Origin of the sequence: Streptomyces sp. NPDC088147, from assembly GCF_044741565.1 — a bacterium.
Classification (GTDB): domain Bacteria; phylum Actinomycetota; class Actinomycetes; order Streptomycetales; family Streptomycetaceae; genus Streptomyces.
Genome location: NZ_JBIUSY010000011.1, coordinates 278,724 through 304,327 on the forward strand (window position 1 = coordinate 278,724; position 25,604 = coordinate 304,327).

At 71.4% G+C, this 25,604-nt stretch carries 22 protein-coding genes and 1 pseudogene; 13 read left to right on the forward strand and 10 right to left on the reverse strand.

Going from position 1 to position 25,604, the window contains the following annotated elements; genetic code table 11:
• Positions 1 to 20: 20 nt before the first annotated feature.
• The 5 genes from ACIOGX_RS34045 to ACIOGX_RS34065 form a co-directional block, all read right to left on the reverse strand.
• Positions 21 to 2,303, reverse strand: a complete 2,283-nt coding sequence (locus ACIOGX_RS34045; RefSeq protein WP_401918542.1) for an ROK family protein — start codon at positions 2,301 to 2,303, stop codon at positions 21 to 23.
• Entirely contained in the window at positions 2,296 to 5,691 is a 3,396-nt protein-coding gene (locus tag ACIOGX_RS34050; RefSeq protein ID WP_401918544.1) for an alpha-mannosidase, read from the reverse strand. The genes ACIOGX_RS34045 and ACIOGX_RS34050 overlap by 8 nt, the downstream gene beginning before the upstream one ends.
• A 205-nt stretch (positions 5,692 to 5,896) precedes the next feature.
• Complete coding sequence (locus ACIOGX_RS34055) at positions 5,897 to 6,976, reverse strand: Gfo/Idh/MocA family protein (protein WP_401918546.1); 1,080 nt, start codon at positions 6,974 to 6,976, stop codon at positions 5,897 to 5,899.
• A complete protein-coding gene (locus ACIOGX_RS34060) occupies positions 6,961 to 7,647 on the reverse strand; it encodes a ThuA domain-containing protein (protein WP_401762094.1) in 687 nt (228 codons plus the stop codon). The genes ACIOGX_RS34055 and ACIOGX_RS34060 overlap by 16 nt, the downstream gene beginning before the upstream one ends.
• Positions 7,648 to 7,805: 158 nt before the next feature.
• Positions 7,806 to 8,591, reverse strand: coding sequence for an IclR family transcriptional regulator (locus ACIOGX_RS34065; RefSeq protein WP_356516403.1), 786 nt, complete (start codon positions 8,589 to 8,591; stop codon positions 7,806 to 7,808).
• A 169-nt stretch (positions 8,592 to 8,760) separates the two neighbouring features.
• Between ACIOGX_RS34065 and ACIOGX_RS34070 the strand changes: the two genes are divergently transcribed.
• The 4 genes from ACIOGX_RS34070 to ACIOGX_RS34085 all read left to right on the forward strand — a co-directional run bounded on the left by ACIOGX_RS34070 (position 8,761) and on the right by ACIOGX_RS34085 (position 12,599).
• Positions 8,761 to 10,137, forward strand: a complete 1,377-nt coding sequence (locus tag ACIOGX_RS34070) for an ABC transporter substrate-binding protein (protein ID WP_401918549.1) — start codon at positions 8,761 to 8,763, stop codon at positions 10,135 to 10,137.
• The gene (locus ACIOGX_RS34075) at positions 10,134 to 11,054 is read left to right on the forward strand and encodes a sugar ABC transporter permease (protein ID WP_356516407.1); all 921 of its coding nucleotides are present in this window, start codon (positions 10,134 to 10,136) and stop codon (positions 11,052 to 11,054) included. The genes ACIOGX_RS34070 and ACIOGX_RS34075 overlap by 4 nt, the downstream gene beginning before the upstream one ends.
• A complete protein-coding gene (locus ACIOGX_RS34080; protein WP_356516409.1) occupies positions 11,051 to 11,929 on the forward strand; it encodes a carbohydrate ABC transporter permease in 879 nt (292 codons plus the stop codon). The genes ACIOGX_RS34075 and ACIOGX_RS34080 overlap by 4 nt, the downstream gene beginning before the upstream one ends.
• 106 nt (positions 11,930 to 12,035) lie before the next feature.
• Complete coding sequence (locus ACIOGX_RS34085; RefSeq protein ID WP_401918551.1) at positions 12,036 to 12,599, forward strand: GNAT family N-acetyltransferase; 564 nt, start codon at positions 12,036 to 12,038, stop codon at positions 12,597 to 12,599.
• 87 nt (positions 12,600 to 12,686) lie between these two features.
• On the opposite strand, the gene ACIOGX_RS34090 is transcribed toward ACIOGX_RS34085, so the two are convergent.
• Positions 12,687 to 13,337, reverse strand: coding sequence for a glycerophosphodiester phosphodiesterase family protein (locus tag ACIOGX_RS34090; protein WP_356516413.1), 651 nt, complete (start codon positions 13,335 to 13,337; stop codon positions 12,687 to 12,689).
• A gap of 300 nt (positions 13,338 to 13,637) precedes the next feature.
• Here ACIOGX_RS34090 and ACIOGX_RS34095 point away from each other — a divergent pair, with 300 nt between their 5' ends.
• Genes ACIOGX_RS34095 through ACIOGX_RS34105 form a run of 3 tightly spaced genes read left to right on the forward strand, consistent with a single transcriptional unit; the run spans position 13,638 to position 16,887 of the window.
• Positions 13,638 to 15,035 (forward strand): DUF6421 family protein, encoded by a 1,398-nt coding sequence (locus ACIOGX_RS34095; RefSeq protein WP_401918553.1) that lies wholly within the window; start codon positions 13,638 to 13,640, stop codon positions 15,033 to 15,035.
• 26 nt (positions 15,036 to 15,061) lie between these two features.
• On the forward strand, positions 15,062 to 15,820 hold the full coding sequence (locus ACIOGX_RS34100) for an SDR family NAD(P)-dependent oxidoreductase (protein ID WP_356516417.1): 759 nt from the start codon (positions 15,062 to 15,064) through the stop codon (positions 15,818 to 15,820).
• Positions 15,799 to 16,887, forward strand: a complete 1,089-nt coding sequence (locus tag ACIOGX_RS34105) for a low specificity L-threonine aldolase (RefSeq protein WP_356516419.1) — start codon at positions 15,799 to 15,801, stop codon at positions 16,885 to 16,887. The genes ACIOGX_RS34100 and ACIOGX_RS34105 overlap by 22 nt, the downstream gene beginning before the upstream one ends.
• A gap of 116 nt (positions 16,888 to 17,003) precedes the next feature.
• On the opposite strand, the gene ACIOGX_RS34110 is transcribed toward ACIOGX_RS34105, so the two are convergent.
• Entirely contained in the window at positions 17,004 to 17,732 is a 729-nt protein-coding gene (locus ACIOGX_RS34110; RefSeq protein ID WP_356516421.1) for a lysophospholipid acyltransferase family protein, read from the reverse strand.
• Between the two features lie 168 nt (positions 17,733 to 17,900).
• Positions 17,901 to 18,017 (reverse strand): annotated as a pseudogene (locus ACIOGX_RS34115) (DUF4395 domain-containing protein); the annotation flags it as partial.
• A gap of 135 nt (positions 18,018 to 18,152) precedes the next feature.
• On the opposite strand from ACIOGX_RS34115, the gene ACIOGX_RS34120 reads away from it, so the two are divergent.
• The 5 genes from ACIOGX_RS34120 to ACIOGX_RS34140 all read left to right on the forward strand — a co-directional run bounded on the left by ACIOGX_RS34120 (position 18,153) and on the right by ACIOGX_RS34140 (position 22,676).
• On the forward strand, positions 18,153 to 18,482 hold the full coding sequence (locus tag ACIOGX_RS34120; RefSeq protein ID WP_356516604.1) for a thioredoxin family protein: 330 nt from the start codon (positions 18,153 to 18,155) through the stop codon (positions 18,480 to 18,482).
• Between the two features lie 195 nt (positions 18,483 to 18,677).
• The gene (locus tag ACIOGX_RS34125) at positions 18,678 to 19,184 is read left to right on the forward strand and encodes a flavin reductase family protein (protein ID WP_356516423.1); all 507 of its coding nucleotides are present in this window, start codon (positions 18,678 to 18,680) and stop codon (positions 19,182 to 19,184) included.
• A 198-nt stretch (positions 19,185 to 19,382) separates the two neighbouring features.
• Positions 19,383 to 20,177 (forward strand): electron transfer flavoprotein subunit beta/FixA family protein, encoded by a 795-nt coding sequence (locus ACIOGX_RS34130; protein ID WP_356516425.1) that lies wholly within the window; start codon positions 19,383 to 19,385, stop codon positions 20,175 to 20,177.
• A 96-nt stretch (positions 20,178 to 20,273) separates the two neighbouring features.
• Positions 20,274 to 21,236 (forward strand): electron transfer flavoprotein subunit alpha/FixB family protein, encoded by a 963-nt coding sequence (locus tag ACIOGX_RS34135; RefSeq protein ID WP_356516427.1) that lies wholly within the window; start codon positions 20,274 to 20,276, stop codon positions 21,234 to 21,236.
• 141 nt (positions 21,237 to 21,377) lie between these two features.
• Positions 21,378 to 22,676, forward strand: a complete 1,299-nt coding sequence (locus tag ACIOGX_RS34140; protein WP_401918557.1) for a DUF6986 family protein — start codon at positions 21,378 to 21,380, stop codon at positions 22,674 to 22,676.
• A 144-nt stretch (positions 22,677 to 22,820) separates the two neighbouring features.
• Here ACIOGX_RS34140 and ACIOGX_RS34145 read toward each other — a convergent pair whose 3' ends face one another.
• A complete protein-coding gene (locus ACIOGX_RS34145; RefSeq protein ID WP_401918629.1) occupies positions 22,821 to 23,813 on the reverse strand; it encodes a LacI family DNA-binding transcriptional regulator in 993 nt (330 codons plus the stop codon).
• A gap of 255 nt (positions 23,814 to 24,068) precedes the next feature.
• Between ACIOGX_RS34145 and ACIOGX_RS34150 the strand changes: the two genes are divergently transcribed.
• Positions 24,069 to 25,028: an ROK family protein gene (locus tag ACIOGX_RS34150; protein ID WP_356516433.1), complete on the forward strand. Its 960-nt coding sequence runs from the start codon at positions 24,069 to 24,071 to the stop codon at positions 25,026 to 25,028.
• Positions 25,029 to 25,107: 79 nt separating this feature from the next.
• On the opposite strand, the gene ACIOGX_RS34155 is transcribed toward ACIOGX_RS34150, so the two are convergent.
• Entirely contained in the window at positions 25,108 to 25,602 is a 495-nt protein-coding gene (locus ACIOGX_RS34155) for a hypothetical protein (protein WP_401918559.1), read from the reverse strand.
• Positions 25,603 to 25,604 lie beyond the last annotated feature (2 nt).

Below are 25,604 nucleotides of genomic sequence, written 5' to 3' on the forward strand. Positions count from 1 at the left end.
CATCCCGGCGGCCCTGCGCGTCAGCGGGCCGGCAGATGCCGTGTCCGGCTCTCCCGCCCGCGCAGCCGGGGGGTGAACGTCGCGTGGAAGATGGTCGAGGCCGCCCCCACAGCGGCGGCCTCCGCGCTCAGCACGGACGGCTCGACCGCGACCCGCCGCAGCCGTCTGGCGGTCGGGAACGCGTTGACGGTACGGGCGATCTCGTCCAGATAGAAGTCCGCGACGTCCTCGGTGAAGAAGGGGCCGCCGAGCACGATCAGATCGATGTCCAGCAGATCGACCATGCCCAGCGCCCCCCGCCCCACCGCCTGCGCGACCTCGCGTACGGCCGCCGCCGCCGCGGGGTCGCCCGCGGCGGCGGCCTCGCCCACCGCCAGATACGCGGCGGTGCTCCCCGACGTACTCCCCGGCGCGGCCGGTACGGGTCGCATCCCGCCCCGTACCGCGAGCTCCGGCACGGACACCGGCGGATTGCACTCGGGAAGGATCTCCGGACGGCCGTCCTTGGCGACCCGCCCCAGTGCTATGGCGCACAACTGCCCGAACTCCCCGGCGTTGGCGCTGATCCCGCGGTACAGGTCACCGTTGAGATAGAGCCCCGTACCGACGCCCGTACCGAGATAGAGATACGCGAAGTCCCTGGCCCTGCGGTCGCGCCCGATCCACCGCTCGCCGGCCGCCGCCGCGGTGGAGTCCTTCTCCATCAGGACGGGGCACGGGAAGTGGTCCTGGAGCAGGTACAGCAGCGGCAGATCGCCCCAGGCCGACATCAGCGGCGGCCCGAGGACCGTGCCCGACGCGATATCGACCGGCCCCGGTACGGCGACCCCGATCCCGAGGAAGCCGTCCTCCCGCACCGACCCGCGCGCCTCCGCCAGCGTCTCCCGGCCCAGCGCGGCCACCCGTTCGACGAACTCCGCCGGATCGATGTCGGCGGTGACGGGCCGGGTACGGGTACGGACGATCGCGCCGTCGAGATCGATGACGACCGCGGTGAGCACCTCCGGGTCGATATGGATCCCGAGCGCGTGGGCCGCCGTCCCGCAGAGCCGCACCGGTGTACGGGGTTTGCCCGAGGTCGCGCGCCGCTGGGCGTCCTCGATGAGAATGCCGCGGTCCAGCAGCGAACGGGCGATCCGGGAGACCGACTGCTGGGTGAGGCCGGTGCGGTGGGCGATCTCGCCCCGGGTGATGGTGCCGGAGAGCCGTACCGTCTCGATGACCACACACTCGTTGAACGACCCCAGATCGATCTGGTTGACCCCGCTCCAGGACTGGCTTCCCGCCGCCGTGCTGTCCGGGCGGCGGTCGGTGCCCGGAAGGCCCGCGACGTTCTCGCGCAGCCAGCGCACCGCGGTGCACGGGGCGTCGGGCCGCGCCGTCGCGTACCGTTCCAGCTCGGCCGCCAGATCGAGATAGACGCGGCGCGAGGATTCCGGATGGCTGGTGCTGTCGAGCGCGATCATGGCCCGGAGGAAGGTGCGCCAGGTCGACCGCGCGGGAATCTGATGCCTCGTCACCATGCCGTCCGGCGGCGCCTGTTGGAGGGTGCCGGTGCCGGTGCCGATGCCGCCCGCCGCGTCCCAGAGCGTGATGGCGTGCAGCCCGAGGTCCGGATGGCTGCGGCCGGCCTCGGCCAGATACTCCGCCAGGCCGTACGAAAGCGCGTCGTCGCCCGCCGCCCCGCGCGCCATCGCCGCCGTCAGCGCGGCCTCCACCGCCCGGTCGAGTCCGGCGAGTACGTCCGCGCCGAGCACGGTCCCGGCGGCGGACTGCCGGGGAACCCCCTGTCCTGTGCCCGTGAGGAGCACGGCGCGCCGCGGGTCCACGTACAGGCCCATCACCCAGACCTCGCCGCTCGGCAGCGGCGGTCTGGTGGGTACGGACGGGGCGGGCGTCTCGTCGGGCGAGAGCCGCCAGCGGCGCCGTATCCCGGCGACCGTGGCGTGCGAGAGCCCCAGTTCCCTGGCGACCGCGCGCGAGGCGCCGCTGCCACCGGGCGCCAGCAGCGTACGGGTGACGACCTCCGCCTCGTCCACGGTGGCGGGCCGGCCGGTGCGCGGACGGTGTCCGAGACCGTCGATCCCCGCGCTCGTCCAGCGCTGCCGCCAGGTGCCGACCGTCTGCCGGGACACCCCGAGCCGACGGGAGATCTCGGCGTCGCGCAGCCCCTCGGCGGCGAGGAGGACGACACGCGCGCGGGTCGCGAGGGGGCCGCCCTCCTCGGCCCAGCGGTGTAAGACGGCCCGGTGCTCCGGGGGCAGAGAGCCGACCGGGCCGTCGTCTTGGGGGGCCTCAGGCATCAGTGCCTCCGGACCCGGGTCGCGCCGCGGCGGGGCCCGTCGCCGAGCCCGTACGCCCCGCAGACGGGGCCGTACGGTCCGTCGGCGCGTTCGTACGGTCCGTGGACAGGGCCGTACGGTCCGCAGCCGTGCGGTCCCCGGGCGTGAGCCGCAGCGTCAGGATCTGGAAGGGGCGCAGTGTCAGCGCCACCGAGCCGTTCTCGTACGGGCGGGCGGCGAGCGGCTCCTCCAGGAGGTCCGTCTCGCACACCGACGCCACCGGGAACGCGGCGGAGAACGCCGCACGGGCACGGCCGCCGCGCGACTCGTAGAGCCGTACGACCACATCCCCCGAGCGGTCGTCGGCGAGCTTCACCGCCTCCACGAGCACATCGGGATGGTCCACCGAGACCAGCGGCGGCGCGGCCGATCCCGCGGGCTCCGAAGGGCCGGGGCGCAGCGGCAGACCGACGGCGTACCCCTCGGCGACCGCGTCACCGATCCCCGCCCCGGGGCGTACCGAGTGCCTGAAGCGCTGCGGACCCCGGTCGGCGTGCGGGTCGGGGCTGTGCGCCGCGCGCAGCAGGGTGAGCCGTACGGTGGTGGTCGTACCGGCGTCCTCGCGGGTGTCGCGCGAGACGTCGTAGCCGTACGTGGAATCACCGGCCAGCGCCACGCCCCAGCCGTGCTCGCCCACATGGATCCAGCGGTGCGCCCACAGCTCACAAGGGGCCGTGTCCCGGCCGGAGTTCAGGTGCGTGGGACGCGCGACATGGCCGAACTGGACCTCGGCGCGGCTGTGTTCGGCATGTACGTCGAGCGGCCAGACGGCCTTGAGGAGAGCGTCGCGTTCGCGCCAGTCGATCTCCGTGTCGATCGTCAGCGACCGGCTGCCCGCGGTCAGTGAGAGCGTCTGCTCGATCGCGGACCTGCCGGTGTTCCGTACCACCCGGACGGCCGCCAACAGCGCCCCCTCCTCGCTCACTTCGACCGACTCCGCCCGGTCGAGATCGCGGCACACCGCGCGATGGCGGGCGTCCAGGCTCCGGGCGCTCCAGCGCGGCGGGTCGTCGCGGTGCAGCCGCAGCAGATTGCCCGCCGCTCCCGGGGCGACGGCCTCCCGTCCGGTGGCGAGGTCCAGCAGGGAGCGTACGAGCCCCTCGGCGTCGACATGGACCCGCAGCAGTCCGTTGTCCAGCAGCCACCCGCCGCCGTCCGCGGGCCGGACGGTCACCGGCGCGACAGGCTCAGGAAGTGCGGGCTCGGGAACGACCGCACCGCGGCCGAGGGCCGGCGCCTCGGCCAGTACGGCGACACGTCCGTCGGAGAGCCGCTGACCGCCGCCCGCCGGCCGGTCCCGGTCCAGGACCACCACCTCGCGGCGCGCCAGCGGTCCCGCGTTGAAGACGGACGCGCCGGTGGCGCCGCCGCCGTCGGCCGCTCCCACGGCCCGGCGGATCAGCCGCTCCAGACGGCGGTGGACCTCGCGGTGGACCTGCTCGGCCTCCTGGTGCGCCCAGGCCGTCGAGGCGCCGGACAGCAGATCGTGGCTCTGCTGGAGCAGGACCTTCTTCCACAGTGTGTCGAGTTCGTCGTACGGATAGGGGACGCCGTCCCGTACGGCGGCGGTCGCCGACCACAACTCGGCCTCGCGCAGCAGCGATTCGGCGCGGCGGTTGCCGCGCTTGGTGCGCGCCTGACCGGTGTACGTGCCGTGGTGGGACTCCGGGCGGAACTCACCGCGCCACACCGGTGTGTCCGGTCGCGCGTCGAGGGCCTCCCGGAAGAAGTGCGCGGGATGCCGGCTCACGACCCGCGGCGAGCCTTCGAGATCGGCCAGCCGGCGGGCGCGCTCCAGCGTCCCGGGGGTGGGGCCGTAACCGTCGGCGTGGCCGAGGGGCAGCAGGGAGCGGGCGGCGTCGCCCTGTTCGGCGAACGCCCGCGCGGCGTGGGCGAGTTCGTCGCCGCCGAGCGCACCGCGAGCGAGTTCACCGCGACCGGTTTCGCCACCGTCGGGTGCACTGCCCGCCGGTTCGCCATGAGTGGGGGCGGAGGCGGGCGGGAAGTGGCTGAGGATACGGGTGCCGTCGATGCCCTCCCACCAGAAGGTCGGGTGCGGCACGGGGCCGGAACTCTCCGCGAGGAACCAGCGGGCCCCGGCGAGCACCGCCAACTGCGGGAAGGCGGCGCTCAGTCCGGAGGCCCCGGGCAGCCACACACCGTCGGTGTCGGTGCCCAGCTCCTCGCGGCAGAAGCGGCGGCCGTACACGAACTGGCGGGCCAGCGCCTCGCCGCCGGGGAGATTTCCGTCGGGCTCCGCCCACATCCCCCCGACCGGCGCCCAGGTGCCGTCGGCGACGGACTTGCGCACCCGCTCGAAGACATCCGGATGGCGGTCCTTCATCCAGGCGTACCGGTGGGCGGAGGGCGCGGCGACGGTCAGTTCCGGGTACTCCTCCGCCAGCGCGGCCATGGTGCTGAAGGCGCGGGCGGTCTCGCGTACGGTCTCGCGCGCCGGCCCCAGCCGGGCCGCCCCCAGGGGCGCGCGTCCGACGACGGAGACGGTGTGCGCGGACTCGTGCGCGCGACGGGCCAGTACGGGGGCGAGGATCCGTCGCGCGTCCGGGGCCGTCCCGGCGACATCGCGGGGATCGACGGCGTCCACGGCCTCTTCGAGGGCCCGCAGGATCGCGTACCGGCGGGGCAGCTCCGCCGGGAGCGCGCGCATCAGACCGTCCAGGACATCGATGTCATGGATCAGCTGCCAGATGCCCTCGTCGCGTACGGCGAGATCGGCGCGGAGCAGCCGGTACAGGGGCTCGTCCCCCGCGGTGACCGGGTCCCCGTAGTGCGCGCCCGCGCCGGTGGCCGCGTCGATCGGCGGATTGGCGGCGGCCTCGACGAACAGCCGGACCGGCTCGCCCCCGCTCGCCGGGGCCGACACTGTCATGGACCGGTGGAGCCGGTGCAGCCCCTGGAGGGGGGTGCCGCGCGGGTCGTGGACGAGTCCCACGGCACGGCTCCCCGACCCGACGCCGCCTCCGGAACCGAAGCTGGAACCAAAGCCGGAGCCGGGATCGAAACCGGAACCGAAGCCGGAGCCGGACGCGAAGCCGGAGCCGGGCTCGAAGCCGAGATCGAAGACCGCCTCCACCCGCTCGCCCGCCCAGCGCTGCGGGACGGTGGCGTGGACCTGGAACCAACTGGTCGACCAGGGGCGGCCCCAGGCGTCGCCCACGAAGAACGGTGTGTAGTCGGCCCGCAGGGCCACATCGACCGGGACCGGCTCACCGGGGATGTGCCAGGCGCTGATATCCATCGGAAGCCGCCCGGTGTACAGCGCGGGACGGAGTCGGGCGGCGAGGAAATGACTGATCCGCGCCTCTCCGGAGTTCCTGCGGTCATACATGGGCGGCCCTTCCTGTCCAGCCAGTAACCGCCATGTAAAACCACGTGTGTTATCAAGTCAACGGCTTTCCTCTTCCTTCTTCTGCCTGGTGGTGACGGCGTGCATCGGAATTGTCAGGTTAATAAATTGACGAATGGCGAAGCCGTCGGAAAGTAAGTGAATTGACAACGGGTGAAGGGAGGGACGGCCGCCGCTCGGTGCCGCGTCAGTGCCGGACCGGCTCCGGCTTGCGGCAGACGCTCTCCACCGGGAGCGCCCTGCCCTGCCGCGCCGAGTCGAGCAGCGTCAGCATGATGTCGAGGACATGGCGCGCCAGTTCGGCGGACGCCCGGTGCGGGCGGTCCGCGGCGAGCGACTCGGCCAGATCCGCGAGTCCGGTACCGCGCCCGGCTCCCACGTATCCGGCCGTGACCGGCAGCGTCTCCCACTCGCCGGTGCCCCGGTGCAGTTCGACCGTGCCGTCGAACCCGTTCGGGTCGGGGACGGACAGTGAGCCCCCGGTGCCGTGCACTTCGATACGGGGCAGCCGGGCGGCCTGGATGTCGAAGCTCATCACCAGCGTGGTGAGGGCGCCGTTGGCGTGCCGCAGTATGCCCGTGACATGGGTGTCGACCTCCACCGCGAACCGTTCCCCGGCCCGCGGCCCGCTGCCGATCTCCCGTTCGTCGCGCGGCCGGGATCCCGCGCCGGTGACGGTGATGACGGGGCCCAGCAGATGGACGAGCGCCGAGAGGTAGTACGGACCCATGTCGAGCAGTGGCCCGCCGCCCCGCCGGTAGTAGAACTCCGGGTCCGGGTGCCAGCGTTCATGGCCCGCCGTGGTCATGAAGGCCGTCGCGGCGACCGGCGCGCCGATCAGCCCGTCGTCGACCGCCTTGCGCGCCGTCTGGACGCCCGTACCGAGCACGGTGTCGGGCGCGCAGCCGATCCGCAGCCCGCCCGCCCCGGCCGCGGCCAGCATCCGGTCCGCCTCCTCGCGCGTGGCGGCCAGCGGCTTCTCCCCGTACACATGCTTGCCCGCGGCGAGCGCGGTCAGGGCGACGTCGGCATGGACCGCCGGGATCGTCAGATTGAGGACGGCGTCCACATCGGGGCGCGCCACCAGCTCGGCCACCGATCCGGCGACCGCTGTGCCGGGCACCCGGGCGGCGACCGCCCCGGCGCGTTCCTGGTCGAGATCCGTGACGGCCGTCAGGGTGACGTTCTCCAGCCGCTCCAGTGTGTCCAGATAGGCGCCGCTGATCTTGCCCGCGCCCACCATCCCGATCCTCAGCGGCTCGCCCACAGCAGTCCCCTCTCGGTGAGTACCCGTACCTCGGGCACATCGAAGTCGTCCGGTTTGTGGCCGATGGTGGAGACGAAGACCCGTCCCTCGCCCCAGGTCCTGGTCCAGACGGCGGGCATGGTGACCGGCCGTGCCCGCTCCTCGTCCGCCGCGAACTCCGTGGTCGCCAGGACGTCGATCAGCGGGTCGGTGGCCAGCCAGTACTTCTCCGTGTGGACACCGAAGTCGCTCAGTCCGGCGATCACCGGATGGTCGGCGCGCTCCTTGACCAGCGTGACCTCATGGTCGGAGAAGCCGGGCGGATGCATCAGGAACTGCCCGCCGGTGAGCAGCTGGTAGCCGACATCGCCCCGGAAGGAGTCCACGATCCCGCCGTGCCAGCCGGCCAGTCCGGTGCCGGCCAGGACCGCCGCGGTGAGTCCCGCGCTCTGCTCGGGCGTGATCTCGCCCATCGTCCAGCACTGGACCACCAGATCGGTGGCGGCGAGGAGCTCGGCGTCCGTGTAGACGTCCAAGGTGTCGGAGATCCGGATGTCAAAGCCGCGGTCGCGGAGGAAGGGCAGGAACAACTCCGTGATCGCCACGGGCTGGTGTCCCTCCCAGCCGCCACGGACCACCAGGGCCCTCCGGGCATCGGATGTCTCGGACGTCATGGTCGTGCACGCTCCCATCGGTGGTGCGGGGCAGATCGGTGTTGCGCGGCAGGCCCGGCGAACGTGGGCATGGCGAACGTGGGCATACGTATAGCGGAATAACGTACTGCCATCCGAACGTAGGGAGAGGGAGATCTATTTGTCAACGACTCTACCAAATGGGCGGCGGAACGGCGTCAGTGCTGCCCGAGCCGTTTGAGCAGAGTCCGCAGCGAGTGGGCCGCCTCCGTGACCGCCAGAGCGATCTCCTCCGCGCGGGCGTCGTCCATCCGGCTCTTGGGCGCGGAGCAGCTGATCGCGTCCCCGCCGCCGTGGCCCGTGCCGAGCGCCACGGCCACACACCGGATGTCCGGCGAGTTCTCGCCGTCGTCCATGGCCCACCCGCGCAGCCGCGCCTCGGACAGCTGGTCCAGCAGCGCGTCGGGGTCGGTCACCGTGTCCGGAGTGAGCCTCTCCAGTGGCCAGTTGAGCCGCATCCTGATCTCGGCCCCGTCATAGAGGGAGAGCATCGCCTTGCCCAGCGCCGTGGCGTGCGCGGGCAGCCGGCGGCCCACCGCCGAGTACATCCGCAGGGCATGCCGGGACTCACGTTTGGCCAGGTAGACGACGTCCGTACCGTCGAGCCTGCCCAGGTGCACCGACTCGCCCGTCTCCTCCGCCAGGGAGTCGAGCACCGGTCCCGCGAGGCTCGCCACATCGTCGCCCTCCAGATAGGCCGTCCCCGTCAACAGGGCTTTGAGGCCAAGGCTGTAGCGGGTGCCCGACGGATCCAGATCCACCCAGCGGCGCGCCTCCATCGTGCGGAGGATCGCGTGCAGGCTGCTCTTCGGTACGGCCATCGTGCCGGCCAGTTCGGCGAGCGAGAGCCGGGCGCCTTCCGCGCCCAGGAGTTCGAGCACCTCAAGTACCCGAGCCGCGGACTTGACCTCTTCGGGCTTGCGCCCCCGCGCTGCTGCTGCCACCGATTCCACGGAACCTCCGCTTCTCGCACCGGTGCCCCTCGGCGAACCGGTCGGCACGAATCTCGACGTGCGTCTTGACGCTATATCACCCCAACCATAAGTTCAGTCACTCCAACGCCATTCGGCCTTCTGAACGGTTGATCCTTAGGTAGGGGCCATGCGTATACCTATGTCGAGGAATGTCCGGCTCGCGGCGGTCGCCGTCGCCACGGCGCTCTCGCTCACCACACTCTCCGCCTGCGGCGGGTCCTCCGACTCCGGAGGGAACTCCACCTCGCTGGAGATGTGGACCTTCAAGCAGTCCCACGCCGGCGCGTTGCGCAACGCCGCCGCCGAGTTCAAGAAGCAGACGGGCATCTCGGTCACGATCGAGGCCTACACCCCCGACGAGGCCTACACCACCAAGGTGCAGTCCGCGGCGAAGACCGGCGATCTGCCGGATGTGCTGGAAGTGCACTCCGACGGCGAGGACCGCGTCTTCGGCGCGGCGGGGATCGTCTCCGACCTCGGCGACGACTTCACGGGCGACTGGGCCGGCCGTATCCAGGAGCCCGTACGGGAGTCCGGACTCGTCACCGACCAGCGCTACAAGGACTCGCTGCCGGCGACCGCCAAGGACAACGGCATCGAGAAGGGCGCCCGCTACAGCGTGCCGCTGACCGTGGGCACCTTCGGCATCGTCTACGCCAACAAGAAGCTGCTCGCCGAGGCGGGCATCACGGAGCCCCCGGCGGACTGGGCCGGCTTCCTGGACGCGCTGAAGGCGACCACCGCCAAGAACCCGAAGACCGGTGGCATGTCCCTCGGCCTCAAGGTCCAGGCCACCGGCCTCACCTGGGTGCTCCAGCCGCTGGCCTTCAGCCAGCTCGGACAGCGGGAATACGAGAGCCTCTTCGGCAAGGACCCGGGCGCCGACTTCGGCTCGCCCAACGGCATCAAAGTCCTGAGCATGTACGACCAGCTCACCCCGTACTGGATGCCGGGCACCCAGTCCCTCACCATCGACCAGGCCGACCAGGCCTTCGCGCAGGGCAAGTCGGCCTTCAACATCGGCGGCACCTTCACCCTCGCCTTCCTCAAGCAGAACGGGATGAACCCCGACGACGTATTCGCGTTCGGACTGCCCTCCCCGAAGGACGGCGCCGTCCCCGACCGCGCGCTCGGCCCGCTCGCGCTGACCGGCCTGAGCGTCGCCGCCACCAGCGAACAGCCCGACAACGCCAAGAAGTGGCTGGAATTCCTCTCCACCAAGGACATCGCCGAGCGCTTCGCCAAGGACGCCTCCGACGTCCCGGCCACCGAACTCGGCTCCGGCTCCGCCGCCGTACTCGGCCCGGCGCTCTCCGCCATGGTCGACAGCTTCAAGGGCACTCCGCAGAACACCTACGACCCCAGCCGGGGCAACGAGTTCCGCGCGCCGGGCTACGAGCAGGACGACGCGGGCGCCATCCTCGCCGACCTCACCCCGCTCGGGACGCAGTCCGTCGCACAGACGGCGAAGAAACTGCGCGACCTCAACGCCTCCTACTGGGCGGCGGCGCGGTGACGACCGCTCCCCGCCGGCGCGTCCGTCCGTACGAGACGCTCACCGGATACCTCTTCGTCGGCCCGGCGGTGGTCCTGTTCTGTGTGATGGGCCTGTACACCGTCGGGTACGGCTTCGCGCTCAGCTTCGCGACCTGGAACGGCTTCTCACCGAACTGGACCTGGGTCGGGCTGGACAACTACGCCGATCTGCTGTGGCGCAGCCCCGTCTACGCCCCACGGGTACGGCACGCGGCGGTCAACACCCTCTGGGTGATGATCGCCGCGCCCGCCCTCACCGTCGCGGTCGCCTTTCCGCTGGCCGTGCTGCTCAACCGGGTCAAGCGGTTCCAGTCGGTGCTGCGCTCGGTGTACTTCCTGCCCTATGTGACCAGCGGGGTCGCGGTCTTCTTCGCCTGGCAGTACATCCTCCAGCCGGACGGCGCGGTCAACTTCCTCCTCGACGGTCTGGGGCTCGGCTCGCTCCAGCAGCCGCAGGGCTGGCTGGGTAATCCGTCCACCGCCATGCCCACCATGATCGTGGTGACGGTCTGGGGCCATGTGCCGGTCGCGATGCTGCTGTATCTGACCGGTCTCCAGGGGATCGACCGCAGTGTGCTGGAAGCCGCCGAACTGGACGGCGCGGGCTGGTGGCGCACCAACGCCTCGGTGGTCTGGCCGCTGGTGCGGCCCATCACCGCCATCGTCGTCCTGCTCAATCTGCGTGAGTCGCTCCAGGGCTTCCAGACCTTCCTGGTGATGACGAACGGCGGCCCCGGCGATCACACCAATGTGCTGGGCCTGGAGGCGTACCGCCTCGCGTTCCTCAAGAATCTCGCGCCCACCCTGGGGCTCGCCAGTGCGCTCGGCTGGATCCTGTTCGCCGTCGCGCTCGTCCTCGCCCTGGTCAACCTGCGAGCGCTGCGGAGCAGAACATGACCTCGCTCTCCATGAAAGCCCGTACCGGTGCGCCCGACGAGAGCGGGGCCCGCACCCGCCGGCTCGTCGCCCGTACCGTCGTCGGCGTACTCCTCGGTCTCTACGGACTCGTCAGCGTCTACCCGTTCCTCTGGATGGTGTCGGCCGCCTTCAAGGACCAGATCGAGGTCGTACGCGGCGGGCATCTGATCCCGGACAACCCGACGTTCGACACGTTCGTCGACACCTGGAACAAGCTGCACTTCTTCGACTTCTTCCTGAACAGCCTGCTGGTCACGGTCTATACGGTGGTGCTGACGCTGGTGATCTACGCGGCGGCGGGCTACGCCTTCGCCGTGCTGCGCTTCCCCGGCCGGGGCGCCCTCCAGAAGCTCTTCGTGTCCCTGCTGTTCGTGCCCGGCATCACGGTGATGCTGCCGATCGTGCTGCTGGAGAACACACTCGGCATTCTCGGTACGCACTTCGGGCTGGTGCTGCCGTTCGTCAACGGCGGCGCCCCGCTCTCGGTGCTGCTGATGACCGGCGCCTTCCTGGCCGTCCCGGGCGAGCTGCGCGACTCCGCGCGCGTCGACGGGGCGAGCGAGCTGCGCATCTTCACCAGCGTCTATCTGCCGCTGGCCAGACCCGCGTTGATCACCGTCGCGCTGCTGACGGCGATCCCGACCTGGAACGAGTTCCTGCTCACCCGGGTCTCCCTGAACGATCCGTCCACGTACACCCTGCCGCTGGGACTCCAGTACCTCTCCACGGAGAACGTGCCGCACTACAACAACCTGATGGCCGGCGCGCTCATCGTGGTCATTCCGGTGATCCTGCTCTTCCTCAGCCTCCAGCGGTACTTCGTCAACGGGCTGGTCGGGGCGGTGAAGGGCTGACGCGGGCCCGGCCGCCGGGGCCGCTCACGTTAGGCTGCGAAGGTCCCGGCCGCACCCAGGGCGGGTCGGGCATACCGGACAGGCCGGACAGAGGAGAGCGCGCACCATGGACGTCCCCAGCCACCCCACCCTCCCGGACCGGACCGGCGCACTCGTCTACCGGGACGCCACGGCGGCCGACGCCGACGCGCTCGTCACCCTCATAGAGTCGGCGTACCGCGGCGACAGCAGCCGTACGGGATGGACCACCGAGGCGGACATCCTGGAGGGGCAGCGGACCGACCCGCGAGGGGTGCTCGACGTGATCGAGTCGCCCGGCAGTCGGCTGCTGGCCGTCGAGCGGGACGGCGCACTGGTCGCCTGCTGCCAGCTCGAACACCGCGAGGATGCCGCCTACTTCGGGATGTTCGCCGTACGGCCGGGCGAGCAGGGCTCCGGCCTCGGCAAGCAGGTTCTGGCGGCGGCGGAGCGTATCGCGGGCGAGACCTGGGACGTGCGGGAGATGCATATGACCGTGATCACGGTCAGGGAGGAACTGATCGCCTGGTACGAGCGGCGCGGCTACCGCCGTACGGGAAAGCTGCATCCCTTCCCGTACGGCGACGAGCGCTTCGGCATCCCGCGGCGTGCCGACCTGGAGTTCGAGCTGCTGGTCAAGCCGCTCGGCTGAACGGCCGCGGCGCCGGGACGCGGGGTTCCGGTCGGGATCCGCGCGGGATCGCGCGGATCCCGCGCGGACTCGGGCGGTGCGGCGGATTCAGGCGGTGAACCGGCCGGTGCGCCGGATCTCCGGGAAGTCCGTGGTCACCGCCCCCAGCTGGAACGCCCGCGCCAGCCGCAGCTGGTCCTGGGTGTTCACCACCCAGCCGATGATCCCCAGCCCCTCCGCGTGCGCGCGCTCCACGACCTCCAGGGTCAGTCTCCGGATGTTCAGGGCCAGCCGGGCGGCGCCCACCGCCCTGGCCCGGTCCACGATGTCGGCGCCCCAGCGGCTGGCGACCAGTACCGTACGTACGCCCGGCACCAGTGAGGCGATCTCGGCGACCGCCTCGTCATGGAACGACGACACCTCGACGCGTTCCACGAGCCCGCGCCGGAGCATCACCTCCGCCAGCGCGCGGGCCGCGGCCCTGTCCTTGATCTCGGCCTGGAGCGGCGACCGTACGGCGTCCAGCACCTCCTCGAAGACCGGGACGCGCTCGCCCCGCCCCGCGTCCAGCTCCCGCAGCCCGGCGAGCGTGTGGTCGGCGATCGCGCCCGTTCCGTCGGTCGTTCGGTCCACGTCCGTGTCGTGCATGACGGCGAGGGCGCCGTCCTTGGTCAGATGGAGGTCCAGTTCGATGGCGTCCATACCCGCGCGCTCGGCATGCAGAAAGGAGCGCAGGGTGTTCTCCGGTTCGACACCCATCACTCCACGATGACCGATGGTCTGGAAAGTCAAGACGATCCTCGCTTCCGTCGACGGCGGCTCCCGCGCGCAGCCTAATGGCCAGGTCCCTTCCTGGGACCCGGCCGCGCACCAGGGAGTCCGGAGGCCGGTTGGAGCCCGCGGCGCTACGCTGGTTACGAGTGTCCTGCCCCTGGATCACGGGAAAAACTACGGTGACCAAGGGGGTGCGCAGGATAATTTGTGTCAGCCCTGCTTGTAAGGGAGAAGCGAAGCCCTATACGGTGTCTTGACGCCAAGTTCTCCCGTGGAGGAAGTGACATGACGGAAATTCTTGCGCAGGACGCCGCCGTAACCGGTATATCGAGGGCTGCCCGGGTGATCGAACACCCGGCCTGGCGGGAGCTCAAGGATGCCGTCGAGGAGATCCGCCCCTGGCAGTCCAAGGACGGCTCGATCGACTTCGACGCCGAGGGCGCCCCGGCGCGCGCGCTCGTCGAGGTGACGGTCGACCGGGTGATCAGCGCGGTCGAGCAGCTCTCCCCGCTCCTCCCGCACGACTCCGCCTACCACACGGCGCTCGTCGCCGACTTGCGCAAATGGGCCGATAGTGCCTTCGATGTCCCGGACTTCCTGGACTCGCTGCTGGCGTTCCAGCCCGCCGCCGACCGGGTGGACGGCCTCCAGCACCTCGCCGTCTTCCCCATGTACACGCAGAACGGCAACCCCGACCGCAATCTCGAAGCGGTCGTGCTGCGCATGGTCTGGCCCGAGTGGCTCGCCGAACTGGAGCGCACGCGCTACGACAACCCGCTCTTCTGCGGCATCACCTTCGAGGACTTCACCTCCGGCTACGACACCAACTCCGCGGTGTTCTTCCCGGAGACCATCGCCGTACGCGAGGCCCCGGAGCGGTTCAGCTGGGGCGGGATCTTCTGTGACCGCGAGGCCGCCCGCTTCCGCCGGGTCATCGACGCGGCCGTCCGTACGCTCGGCGTCGAACTGCCCGACGACATCAGCGCGATGGTCGCCGACCAGGACCGCTGCCAGCAGGCGTTCGTGCTCTGGGACATGATCCACGACCGCACGCACAGCCATGGCGACCTGCCGTTCGACCCCTTCATGATCAAGCAGCGCCAGCCGTTCTGGATGTACGGCCTCGAGGAGCTGCGCTGTGACCTCACCGCGTTCCGGGAGGCCGTACGGCTGGAGGCGGACGGTGTCGCGCAGGGCCGCGACGTCCAGTACGCCGTCCTCTTCGACCGGATGTTCCGCTTCCCGGTCACCGGCGCGCGGGTGCGCAACTACGACGGACTCGGCGGCCAGCTGCTCTTCGCCTATCTCCACCAGCACGATGTGGTGCGCTGGACGGACAACACCCTGCGCATCGACTGGGAGCGGGCCCCGCAGGTCACCAACCAGCTCTGCGCGGAGATCGAGGAGCTGTACCGGGCCGGCATCGACCGCCCCAAGCTCGTCCACTGGTTCGCCGCGTACGAACTGGTCTCGACGTATCTCGCCCCGCACCCCGGCTCCCGCTGGGCCAAGGGCCCCGACGCCCTCGACCTCACCCAGCCGCCTCGTAAGCTGGTCGACGACGTGCTTCCGGACGAGTTTCCGCTCAGCATGTTCTACGAGGCGCTCTCCAAGAAGCTCAAGAACGTGATCGCCTCGACCAAGGGGATCCGCGCCAACGACACCGGGCGAGCGGCCGCGTGAGCCCTCGCGAGCGAGAGGCCACGGCCATGAACGGGAACGGTGCCGGGAACGGCGCACTGGACGGCGCCGTGATCGCGGTGGCCGGAGCGGCGGGTCCCGCCGGACGGGCCGTGCTGCTGCGGCTCGCGGCGGCGGGCGCCACGGTCGTCGGCGCGGACGCGGACGCCACCCGGCTGGCCGAGGCGGTCGACGCCGCACGGTCGCAGGGCGGCGCCACGATCACCGGCGACACCGTCGATCTGCTCGACCTCGCCGCCACCCGCGCGTGGGCGGACAAGACCGAGAAGGAGTTCGGCCGGATCGACGGACTGGTCCATCTCGTCGGCGGCTGGCGCGGCAGCGCCTCCTTCGCCGAGACCGATCTCGCCGACTGGGACCTGCTGGAGAAGCTGCTGATCCGCACCGTCCAGCACACCTCCCTCGCCTTCCACGACGGCCTGCTGCGCGGCGATCGCGGACGTTTCCTGCTGGTCAGCGCGGCGGGCGCGACGAAGCCCACCGCGGGCAACGCCGCCTACTCCGCCGCCAAGGCCGCCGCCGAGGCATGGACGCTGGCCCTCGGCGACGCCTTCCGCAAGGCGGGGGGCGAGGAGGGCCCCCGGGCCGCGGCTGCCATTCTGGTGGTCAAGGCACTGGTGCACGACGCGATGCGCGCCGAGCGCCCGAATGCGAAATTCGCGGGCTTCACGGATGTCACGGACCTGGCGGAGGCCATCGCCGGAGTCTGGGACCGGCCCGCCCGGGAAGTGAATGGACACCGCCTGTGGCTGACCCCCGAGCCGTGAGGTCCCGTACGACGGACGCGCGCCGGCACCACGACCCCGACGTACGCGGCTTCGCCAGCGACAACTACGCGGGCGCCCACCCCGAGGTCCTGGCCGCGCTCGCCGTCGCCAACGGCGGCCATCAGATCGCCTATGGAGAGGACGACTACACCGGTCACCTCCAGCGCGTCATGCACAGCCACTTCGGCCCGACGGCGGAGGCCTTCCCGGTCTTCAACGGCACCGGCGCCAACGTGGTCGCGCTCCAGGCGCTCACCGACCGGTGGGGCGCGGTCATCTGCGCCGAGACCGCGCATATCAACGTGGACGAGGGCGGCGCCCCCGAGCGGGTCGCCGGCCTCAAGCTGCTGACCGTACCGACCCCGGACGGCAAGCTCACGCCCGAGCTGATCGACCGGCAGGCGTACGGCTGGGACGACGAGCACCGGGCCATGCCACAGGTCGTGTCGATCGCCCAGAACACCGAACTGGGCACGGTCTACACGCCCGACGAGATCCGCGCCATCTGCACGCACGCCCATGAGCGGGGCATGAAGGTCCATCTCGACGGGGCGCGGATATCCAACGCCGCCGCGTCGCTGGACGTCCCGATGCGGACGTTCACCAACACCGTCGGCGTCGATGTCCTCTCCTACGGCGGCACGAAGAACGGCATGCTCTTCGGCGAGGCCGTCGTCGTCCTCGACCCGGACGCCGCGCGGGCCATGAAGCATCTGCGGAAGCTGTCCATGCAGCTCGCGTCCAAGATGCGCTTCGTATCGGTGCAGTTGGAGGCGCTCCTCGCGGGCGACCTGTGGCTGCGCAACGCCCGGCACGGCAACGCGATGGCCCAGCGGCTCGCGGAGGGCGTACGCGCGGTGGACGGAGTGGAGATCCTCCACCCCGTCCAGGCCAACGCCGTCTTCGCGCGGCTGCCGCACGAGGTCGGTGTGCGACTCCAGCGCCGGTTCCGGTTCTACTTCTGGGACGAGAAGGCGGGGGACGTCCGCTGGATGTGCTCCTTCGACACGACGGAGGACGACGTCGACGCCTTCGTGCAGGCGCTCAAGGAAGAGATGGCGCGCTAGGGCGTGAACAGGCGACCGGCCGGAAACCCATCGGTTTCCGGCCGGTCCCACGTCTGGCGGGCGCTACCCGCCGCCTCTTTCCCGCCGCCCTCCGGGGAGGACGGAGGAGAGACGTTTCAGCCGGTCTCGGCCGTACGGACCTGCGCCGGGGTGGGCGCGGTGCCGCCGAGGTGCGCGGGCACCCACCAGGTGTCGGCCGCGTCCCTCGGGCGTACCGGATAGGCGCGCTGCGCCGCCTCCAGCAGCTCCTGTACGCGTTCGCGCAGGCGTCGTGTGATCGCCCCCGCGTACTGGTCCGCCGCCGCCTCGATCTGCTCACCGACCCGGATCGTCACCGGGATGTGGCTGCGCTTGAAGTTGCGCGGCCGGCCCTTCGTCCACACCCGCTGGGTCCCCCACAGCGCCATCGGGATCAGCGGTACCCCGGCCTCCTGCGCCAGCCGGGCCGCGCCCGACTTGAAGCTCTTGAGCGTGAAGGACGGCGAGATGGTCGCCTCGGGGAAGACCCCGACGATCTCGCCGGAGCGCAGCGAGTCCAGCGCGTGGGAGTACGCCTGCTCGCCCTGCTGGCGGTCCACCGGAATGTGCTTCATGCCGCGCATGAGCGGGCCGGAGACCTTGTGCCGGAAGACCGACTCCTTCGCCATGAAGCGCACCAGGCGCTTCTGCGGAAGCGCCGCGAGGCCCGTGAAGATGAAGTCCAGGTAGCTGATGTGGTTACTGACGAGCACGGCGCCACCGGTGCGCGGGATGTGCTCGGAACCCTGAGTGTCGATCTTCAGGTCCAGCGCCTTGAACATCGTGCGGGCGGCGCCGATGACCGGCCGATAGACGAGCTCTGCCATCAGGTGAGGACCCTTCTGTTCCGGGGAGGGTTCTCCCGGCGGAAGTTACGCAGCCGTAGGTTTTCGGCATTGGGCCGATGGTGCCCCATACGCGGCCTCGTGGCCAGTCCTGGTCTGTGCGTCCGGCGAGATTCTCGTCACGTCGGCGTCATATCGCCGCAGCGCAGCCGTAGCGCGCCGGACCAACAGGTACATCTCGCACCCCGGGCGGCGGCCGGGGACCGCGTCGAGGAAGGCGGCGGCGAGCGCGCGGCCGGTGGCCGCCGGTCCCCGCCCTGGAGGGCCGTGGAGGCGGTCGCGGAATATTCCGCGGTGGTGTGAACGCTGCACCCGGCGATGAGTACGACAGGACTCATGCGCGTACGGCGGCGCTCGCGGCGGGCGGACGCCCGGCGAGTGCCGCGCGGGGACGGGAGGCCGATGGTGCGGGGGAACGACGGCGGTGAGCGGCTCGGCGCGGCCGAGCTGGGCGCCGAGCTGGGGGAGCGGGCCACGCTCGTCCAGTTCTCCAGCGCGTTCTGTCAGCCCTGCCGGGCCACCCGGCGTGTCCTCGCCGACGTGGCGGGCATGGTCGACGGCGTCTCCCATGTGGAGCTGGACGCCGAGGAACGGCTGGAACTGGTGCGTGCGCTGGGCATCCTCAGGACCCCCACGGTGCTGGTACTGGACGCCGGGGGCAGCGTCGTACGGAGAGCGGCCGGTCAGCCCCGCACAGCGGATGTGATCGCCGCGCTGGGCGAGGCGCTGTGACGCCGGGGTCCGACGCGGGGACGGGCGTTACGCACTTGACTGCGCCCGCCACCTATCGTCACGCTGATCTGGTGCCCCAAGAACTCCTTCTCTACGGGCGGGCCCATGTCGACCTGGCCCGCAACGCGAGCGCGCGCTGTCCGGCTGTCTGAGCAGCCACGGCCCTGTTCGCCACTCCCGAAGAAGGACAACTCCATGACGGCCACACCCGATCTCTCCGCTCCCCGACTGGCCACTCCCGATCTGCTCCGCTCCGTGTTCCGGCAGCACGCCGCGGGCGTCGCGGTCATCACGGCCCAGGGGGAGGGCCCGGTCGGATTCACCGCCACCTCCCTCAACTCGGCAGCCGCCGAGCCCCCGTTGATCTCCTTCGGCGTGGGCACCTCCTCCTCCAGCTGGCCGGTCCTCGCCGAGACCGACCATGTCGGGGTGCACATACTCGGCGAGCACCAGAAGGATCTGGCGGCCACGTTCGCGCGCAGCGGCGCCGACCGGTTCGCGCCGCCCACGTCCTGGCGGACCGGGCCCGAGGGGGTGCCGGTGCTCGACGGCGTACTGGCCTGGCTGGTCTGCCGGGTGATCGCCCGGGTCCCCGCCGGTGACCACCGGCTGGTGATCGCCCAGGCCGTCGTCGGCGACCCCGCGGGCGGTGGCCGGCCGCTCCTCTACCACCAGGGACGGTTCAACGCGCTGCGCGACTGAGCGTTCTCGCTCCGGCTCTCCCGCCGCGTTGGCAAGGTCACAGTTCCAAGCGCTTGCTCAGCGGGAATACTCTGGGTGTACTGGCGAGTAATATTTACTCCGGTGCGCCGGTCTCCCCGACCGGAAACCGCCCCATAAGGCGCCTATGCTGCGTGCAACAAGGCAGCCCAGAAATGACGATGCAGTAGGAGAGCCGGCGTGAGCTTGAGGATCGTTGTCTGTGTGAAGTACGTGCCCGACGCCACCGGCGACCGGCACTTCGCCGATGACCTGACCGTCGACCGGGACGACGTGGACGGTCTGCTGTCGGAGCTCGACGAGTACGCGGTCGAGCAGGCCCTGCAGATCGCCGGGGACTTCGACGGGGACGGCGACGCCGAGATCACCGTGCTGACCGTCGGCCCCGAGGACGCCAAGGACGCGCTGCGCAAGGCGCTCTCCATGGGCGCCGACAAGGCCGTCCACGTCGAGGACGACGATCTCCACGGCACGGACGTCATCGGCACGTCCCTGGTGCTGGCCAAGGCCATCGAGAAGACCGGCTACGACCTCGTCATCTGCGGTATGGCCTCCACCGACGGCACGATGGGCGTGCTGCCCGCGATCCTCGCCGAGCGGCTCGGCGTTCCGCAGGTCACGCTGCTCTCCGAAGTCGCGGTGGCGGACGGACTCGTCAAGGGCCGCCGGGACGGCGACACCGCGAGCGAGCAGCTGGAGGCGTCCCTGCCGGCGGTCGTGTCGGTGACGGACCAGTCGGGCGAGGCGCGCTACCCGTCCTTCAAGGGCATCATGGCCGCGAAGAAGAAGCCGGTGCAGTCCTGGGACCTGGAAGACCTGGAGATCGACGCGGACGAGGTCGGCCTCGAAGGCGCCTGGACCGCGGTCGACTCGGCGACGGAGCGCCCGGCCCGTACGGCGGGCACGATCGTCAAGGACGAGGGCGAGGGCGGCAAGCAGCTCGCCGCCTTCCTCGCGGAGCGGAAATTCGTCTGACGCGGTCTCGCGGGCCCCAAGCCCGTCCGAGCCCCGTCCGAGTCCCACTCGCCGACCGCCCCCCTCATCTTTCGCAAGCAGGAGAGAAGAAGTCCCATGGCTGAAGTTCTCGTCTATGTCGACCACGTGGACGGTGCCGTCCGCAAGCCCACCCTGGAACTGCTGACGCTGGCCCGCCGGCTCGGCGAGCCCGTCGCCGTCGCGCTCGGCCCCGGCGCCGGGAACACCGCCCCCGCGCTCGCCGAGCACGGCGCGGTGAAGGTGCTCACCGCCGACGCCGCCGAGTTCGCCGACTATCTCGTCGTCCCGAAGGTCGACGCGCTCCAGGCCGCCTACGAGGCCGTCTCGCCGGCCGCCGTGCTGCTCCCGTCCTCCGCCGAGGCCAAGGAGATCGCCGCGCGCCTCGCGGTCCGTATCGGCTCCGGGATCATCACCGACGCCGTCGACCTGGAGGCCGGTGAAGAGGGCCCGGTGGCGACGCAGTCGGTGTTCGCCGCCGCGTTCAGCACCAGGACCCGGGTCTCCAAGGGCACGCCCGTCATCACCGTCAAGCCCAACTCGGCCCCGGTCGAGGCCGCTCCGGCCGCGGGCGCCGTCGAGGCGCTGACGGTCTCCTTCTCCGAGAAGGCCACCGGTACGAAGGTCGTCGCCCGCACCCCGCGCGAGTCGACGGGACGCCCGGAGCTGACGGAGGCCGCGATCGTCGTCTCCGGCGGCCGGGGCGTCAACGGAGCCGAGAACTTCGCGGTCATCGAGGCGCTCGCCGACTCCCTCGGCGCGGCCGTCGGCGCCTCCCGCGCCGCCGTCGACGCCGGCTGGTACCCGCACTCCAGCCAGGTCGGCCAGACCGGCAAGTCGGTCTCCCCGCAGCTGTACATCGCCTCCGGCATCTCCGGCGCCATCCAGCACCGCGCCGGCATGCAGACCTCGAAGACGATCGTGGCGATCAACAAGGACTCCGAGGCGCCGATCTTCGACCTCGTCGACTACGGCGTCGTCGGCGACCTCTTCGAGGTCGTCCCGCAGCTCACCGACGAGATCAAGATCCGCAAGGGCTGATCCGCCGGCGTTGTACGGGCCCGGGGCCGCGTGGTGATCATCACCGCGCGGCCCCGCGTCGTTGACGCGGCGCGAGCCCGCCGATTAACTTCATTCAACGGATTGTTGATTCCGCAGAGCGGAAAATTGGAGGGTGTGGGAATGGGGCAGCAGGAGAAGGTGGCCACGAGTCTCCCGGACGCGGTCGGCGCGGCCGTCGGCGTCTCCCTCGCGTCGGTCGACGCGGAGCTGGCCCGCCGCTACCCCGGCGACCCGGGCACCCGCCAGCCCGTCCACACCGTCTACGTACCCGGCGACGCCTTCGCCGCGGACACCCTCCGCTCCTGGGGCGGCCGGGCGCTCGCCGCCCTCGACGAACACGCCCCCGACGCGGCCACGCTCGCGCGGGTGCTCGGCCTCTCCGACGAGCTGGCGGGACCGGTGTACGAGCGCGTACGGGACAAGCTGAGCCGTGAACCCGTCGAGGACCTGCGCATCGACTTCGAGGACGGCTACGGCCCCCGCCCCGGCCACGAGGAGGACGAGGACGCCGCCCGCGCCGCCCGGCTCGTCCACGAGGCGTACCGGAACGGCACCGCCGCCCCGTACATGGGCATCCGGATGAAGTGCCTGGAAGCCGCCGTACGCGACCGGGCGATCAGGACCCTCGACATCTTCCTCAGCGGACTGATGGAGGCGGGCGGCCTTCCCCAGGGGCTGGTCCTGACCCTCCCCAAGGTCACCTACGCCGAGCAGGTCGCCGCGATGGCACGGCTGGCCGCGGAGTTCGAGAAGGCACGCGGCCTGGAACCGGGCCGGATCGGGTTCGAGATCCAGATCGAGACCAGTCAGTCGATCCTCGCCGCGGACGGCACCGCCACCGTGGCCCGGATGATCGACGCGGCCGGCGGCCGGGCCACCGGTCTGCACTACGGCACCTTCGACTACAGCGCCTGCGTCGGGGTCAGCGCCGCGTACCAGTCGAGCGACCACCCGGCCGCCGACCACGCCAAGGCCGTCATGCAGGTCGCCGCCGCCGGAACGGGCGTACGCGTCTGCGACGGCTCCACCAACGTCCTGCCGGTCGGACCCACCGCACAGGTCCACGAGGCGTGGAGGCTGCACTACGGCCTCACGCGGCGCGCGCTCGCCCGTGCCTACTACCAGGGCTGGGACATGCACCCCGGCCATCTGCCGACCCGCTACGCCGCCGTGTACGCCTTCTACCGCGAGGGCCTGGAGCCGGCCGCGGCCCGGCTGGCCGCCTATGCCGCCAAAGCGGCCGGCGATGTGATGGACGAACCCGCCACGGCCAAGGCGCTCAGCGGCTATCTGCTGCGCGGACTCGACTGCGGCGCCCTCGACAGCGACGAGGTCACCGGGCTCACCGGCCTGACCCGCGCCGATCTGGAGACCTTCGCGATCCCGCGCCGCGCGGACCTGACGGTCGCCGCTCCGTAGGTCCTGTCCGGCCGGGGCCTCGTCGGGACGGACACCCGCCGGACCGTCGCCGCCGCTCCCCGGGCCTCCCCGCGCCCGCCGGGGAAGGGGAGCGGTGACGAGCCGGACCGTCGCCGCCGCGCCCTCGCTCCCGCTCCTCCGCTCCTACTTCCCGGCCGGCGGCGGGATCTCTCCCGAACCGCGGGCGATCAGCCGCGTCGGCAGCACCACCTGTGACGGGGCGTCGGCCGCCCCGTCGAGCCGGTGGAAGAGCCGCTCCGCCGCCGTACGGCCCAGGGTCGCCGCGTCCTGCGCGATGACCGTGACGCCGGGGTCCAGCAGATCGGCGAGCTCGATGTCGTCGAAACCGACCAGCGCGACCGGCTGGTCGTGCGCGGCCAGTACCCGTACCACCGTCACCGTCACGCGGTTGTTGCCCGTGAAGATCGCGGTGACCGGCTCGGGACCCGCGAGCATCGCGACGACGGCGTCGTGCACCCGCTTCGGGGCCGTCGTGCCGAGCGAGACCCAGTCGTCGTGTATCGCCAGCCCCGCGTCCGCCATCGCCGTGCGATAGCCGCGCAGACGTTCGCTCGCCGTGTGGATCCGGGGCTGGTCGCCGATGAAGCCGATCCGGCGATGACCGTGCGCGATCAGATGGGCGACGCCCGAGCGGGCACCGCCGAAGCTGTCGGAGAGCACGGCGTCCGCGTCGATCCGCCCGGCGGGCCGGTCCACGAAGACCGTCGCGACCCCGGCCTGGATCTCCGGTTCCAGATAGCGGTGGTCGTGCCCGGCGGGGATCACGATCAGCCCGTCCACCCGGCGCGCGCACAGGGCCAGCACCAGTTCCTGCTCGCGGTCCGGGTCCTCGGCGCTCGATCCGTTGATCAGCAGCGCGCCATGGGCGCGGGCGACCTCCTCCACGGCGCGGTTCAGCGGCCCGTAGAACGGGTCCGCGAGATCCTCCAGGACGAGGCCGATGCTGGCGGTACGCCCCTTGCGCAGCACGCGCGCCGAGTCGTTGCGGCGGAATCCCAGCGCGTCGATGGACTCCTGGACCCGGCGCTCGGTGTCGGGCGTGACACCCGGCTCCCCGTTGACCACCCGGGAGACCGTCTTGAGTCCTACTCCGGCACGCGCGGCCACATCCTTCATCGTGGGCCTGTTGCCGTAACGGGGCTCGGGGCGGCGGGTGTTGTCGGCCACAGTGCGCTGTCCTGTCGTCGTTCCGTCGGTGTTCCGGCGTTCATTCGCCGGTCGCTTTGCCGTGGGTTTGCCTGCCACGGCTGTGGCGTCGAGCATAGGCCCTGGACAACGTTGTCAGGGGAATGGAGACTGTTCATCGAAGCCGCTGTTCCGTCCGTCCCCGGTCTACGCGGGGATACCTCATCGCCGGGAGATCCCACACCGATGCATACCGACCCCGTTGCCTCACTCGACATCGGCGGCACCAAGATCGCCGGCGCGCTGGTGGACGGCAACGGCAGGATCCTCGTACGGGCACAACGGCCCACACCCGCGCGGGAGGACGGCGAGACGGTGATGCGCGCCGTCGAGGCGGTCCTGGCCGAGGTGTCCGCGTCCCCGCTCTGGGCGTCGGCCACGGCGATGGGTATCGGCAGCGCCGGCCCCGTGGACGCCTCGGCCGGCACGGTCAGCCCGGTGAACGTCGCGGGCTGGCGCGGCTTTCCCCTGGTGGAACGGGTGCGGCTGGTCACCGGCGGGCTGCCGGTGACGCTCGTCGGGGACGGTGTCGCCATCACCGCCGCGGAACACTGGCAGGGCGCCGCCCGCGGCTATGACAACGCGCTGTGCATGGTCGTCTCCACGGGGGTCGGCGGCGGTCTCGTCCTGAACGGGAAGCTCCACCCGGGGCCCACCGGCAACGCCGGACACATCGGCCACATCAGTGTGGAGCTGGACGGTGATCTGTGCCCGTGCGGCGGCCGGGGCTGTGTGGAACGTATCGCCAGCGGCCCCAATATCGCCCGCAGGGCGCTGGAGGGCGGCTGGGAGCCGGGACCCGACGGTGACACCTCCGCCGCCGCCGTGGCCGCCGCGGCACGGGCCGGGCATCCGGTGGCGATCGCCTCCTTCGAGCGGGCCGCCCAGGCACTGGCCGCCGGGATCGCCGCGACCGCCACACTGGTCGAGATCCGTATCGCGGTCATCGGCGGCGGAGTGGCGAACGCCGGAGAGGTGCTCTTCGCACCGCTGCGCCGCGCGCTCCAGGACTACGCCTCGCTCTCCTTCGTCCAGGGCATCAAGATCGCCCCGGCGCTGACCGGGCGGGACGCGGGGCTGGTGGGCGCGGCGGCCGCCGCCGCGCTCGGCGGACGGGACGGGACGGCCGCCGCGGTCGGCGGCTGAACGCCGGGCTCCCGGGCCGGTCTTCGACGTCCCGCCTGTTCCGGCGACGCTCCTTCGACGACGGGCCCAGGGAGAGCGCTCAGCGGGTCGTCTGGCAGGCCATGCGCTGGCTGCCCCGGAACTTCACACACAACTCGGTGTCGTTACCCGCGTCCTCGGCGGGCCAACTGTGCGTCAGCGCCTTGCCGGAACGGATGGCCGTCGCCCGATCGATGAGCTGTCCGTTCCTGAACAGGAACACGGTGCGGGACGTGACCGCCCTCGGCGGATTGGTCCAGATCCCGGTGACCGCGTTCCTGCCGCCCTGCCCCTCCAGCCTGATACAGATCTGCGGTCCCGAGAAGTGGTGGGTGCAGGCGCTGCTGTCGGCCGCCGCGGGAGTGGCGCTCAGCGATACGGCGAGGCCCGCGAGCGCGAGAGTCAGCGCCCACCGCCGGGCACACGGCCGCGGGGCGTGCGGAAGTGGCGCGTGCGGAAGCGGGGCGTGCGGAAGCGGGGTGGGCGCGGGCGGCGCGGACGCGGACGGTCCGGGGGCGGGCGGAGGCGGGGCGGGCGCGGGCAGGGCTCCGGTCATGC

Excerpts from the sequence above, each read along its gene's own strand:
- ACIOGX_RS34045 (WP_401918542.1), bottom strand. The coding sequence starts at position 2,303 with ATGCCTGAGGCCCCCCAAGACGACGGCCCGGTCGGCTCTCTGCCCCCG.
- ACIOGX_RS34140 (WP_401918557.1), top strand. The coding sequence starts at position 21,378 with ATGGGGCAGCAGGAGAAGGTGGCCACGAGTCTCCCGGACGCGGTCGGC.
- ACIOGX_RS34120 (WP_356516604.1), top strand. The coding sequence starts at position 18,153 with ATGGTGCGGGGGAACGACGGCGGTGAGCGGCTCGGCGCGGCCGAGCTG.
- ACIOGX_RS34100 (WP_356516417.1), top strand. The coding sequence starts at position 15,062 with ATGAACGGGAACGGTGCCGGGAACGGCGCACTGGACGGCGCCGTGATC.
- ACIOGX_RS34110 (WP_356516421.1), bottom strand. The coding sequence starts at position 17,732 with ATGGCAGAGCTCGTCTATCGGCCGGTCATCGGCGCCGCCCGCACGATG.
- ACIOGX_RS34150 (WP_356516433.1), top strand. The coding sequence starts at position 24,069 with ATGCATACCGACCCCGTTGCCTCACTCGACATCGGCGGCACCAAGATC.
- ACIOGX_RS34125 (WP_356516423.1), top strand. The coding sequence starts at position 18,678 with ATGACGGCCACACCCGATCTCTCCGCTCCCCGACTGGCCACTCCCGAT.
- ACIOGX_RS34155 (WP_401918559.1), bottom strand. The coding sequence starts at position 25,602 with ATGACCGGAGCCCTGCCCGCGCCCGCCCCGCCTCCGCCCGCCCCCGGA.
- ACIOGX_RS34135 (WP_356516427.1), top strand. The coding sequence starts at position 20,274 with ATGGCTGAAGTTCTCGTCTATGTCGACCACGTGGACGGTGCCGTCCGC.
- ACIOGX_RS34080 (WP_356516409.1), top strand. The coding sequence starts at position 11,051 with ATGACCTCGCTCTCCATGAAAGCCCGTACCGGTGCGCCCGACGAGAGC.
- ACIOGX_RS34050 (WP_401918544.1), bottom strand. The coding sequence starts at position 5,691 with ATGTATGACCGCAGGAACTCCGGAGAGGCGCGGATCAGTCATTTCCTC.
- ACIOGX_RS34095 (WP_401918553.1), top strand. The coding sequence starts at position 13,638 with ATGACGGAAATTCTTGCGCAGGACGCCGCCGTAACCGGTATATCGAGG.
- ACIOGX_RS34070 (WP_401918549.1), top strand. The coding sequence starts at position 8,761 with ATGTCGAGGAATGTCCGGCTCGCGGCGGTCGCCGTCGCCACGGCGCTC.
- ACIOGX_RS34085 (WP_401918551.1), top strand. The coding sequence starts at position 12,036 with ATGGACGTCCCCAGCCACCCCACCCTCCCGGACCGGACCGGCGCACTC.
- ACIOGX_RS34145 (WP_401918629.1), bottom strand. The coding sequence starts at position 23,813 with ATGAAGGATGTGGCCGCGCGTGCCGGAGTAGGACTCAAGACGGTCTCC.
- ACIOGX_RS34090 (WP_356516413.1), bottom strand. The coding sequence starts at position 13,337 with ATGGGTGTCGAACCGGAGAACACCCTGCGCTCCTTTCTGCATGCCGAG.
- ACIOGX_RS34060 (WP_401762094.1), bottom strand. The coding sequence starts at position 7,647 with ATGGGAGCGTGCACGACCATGACGTCCGAGACATCCGATGCCCGGAGG.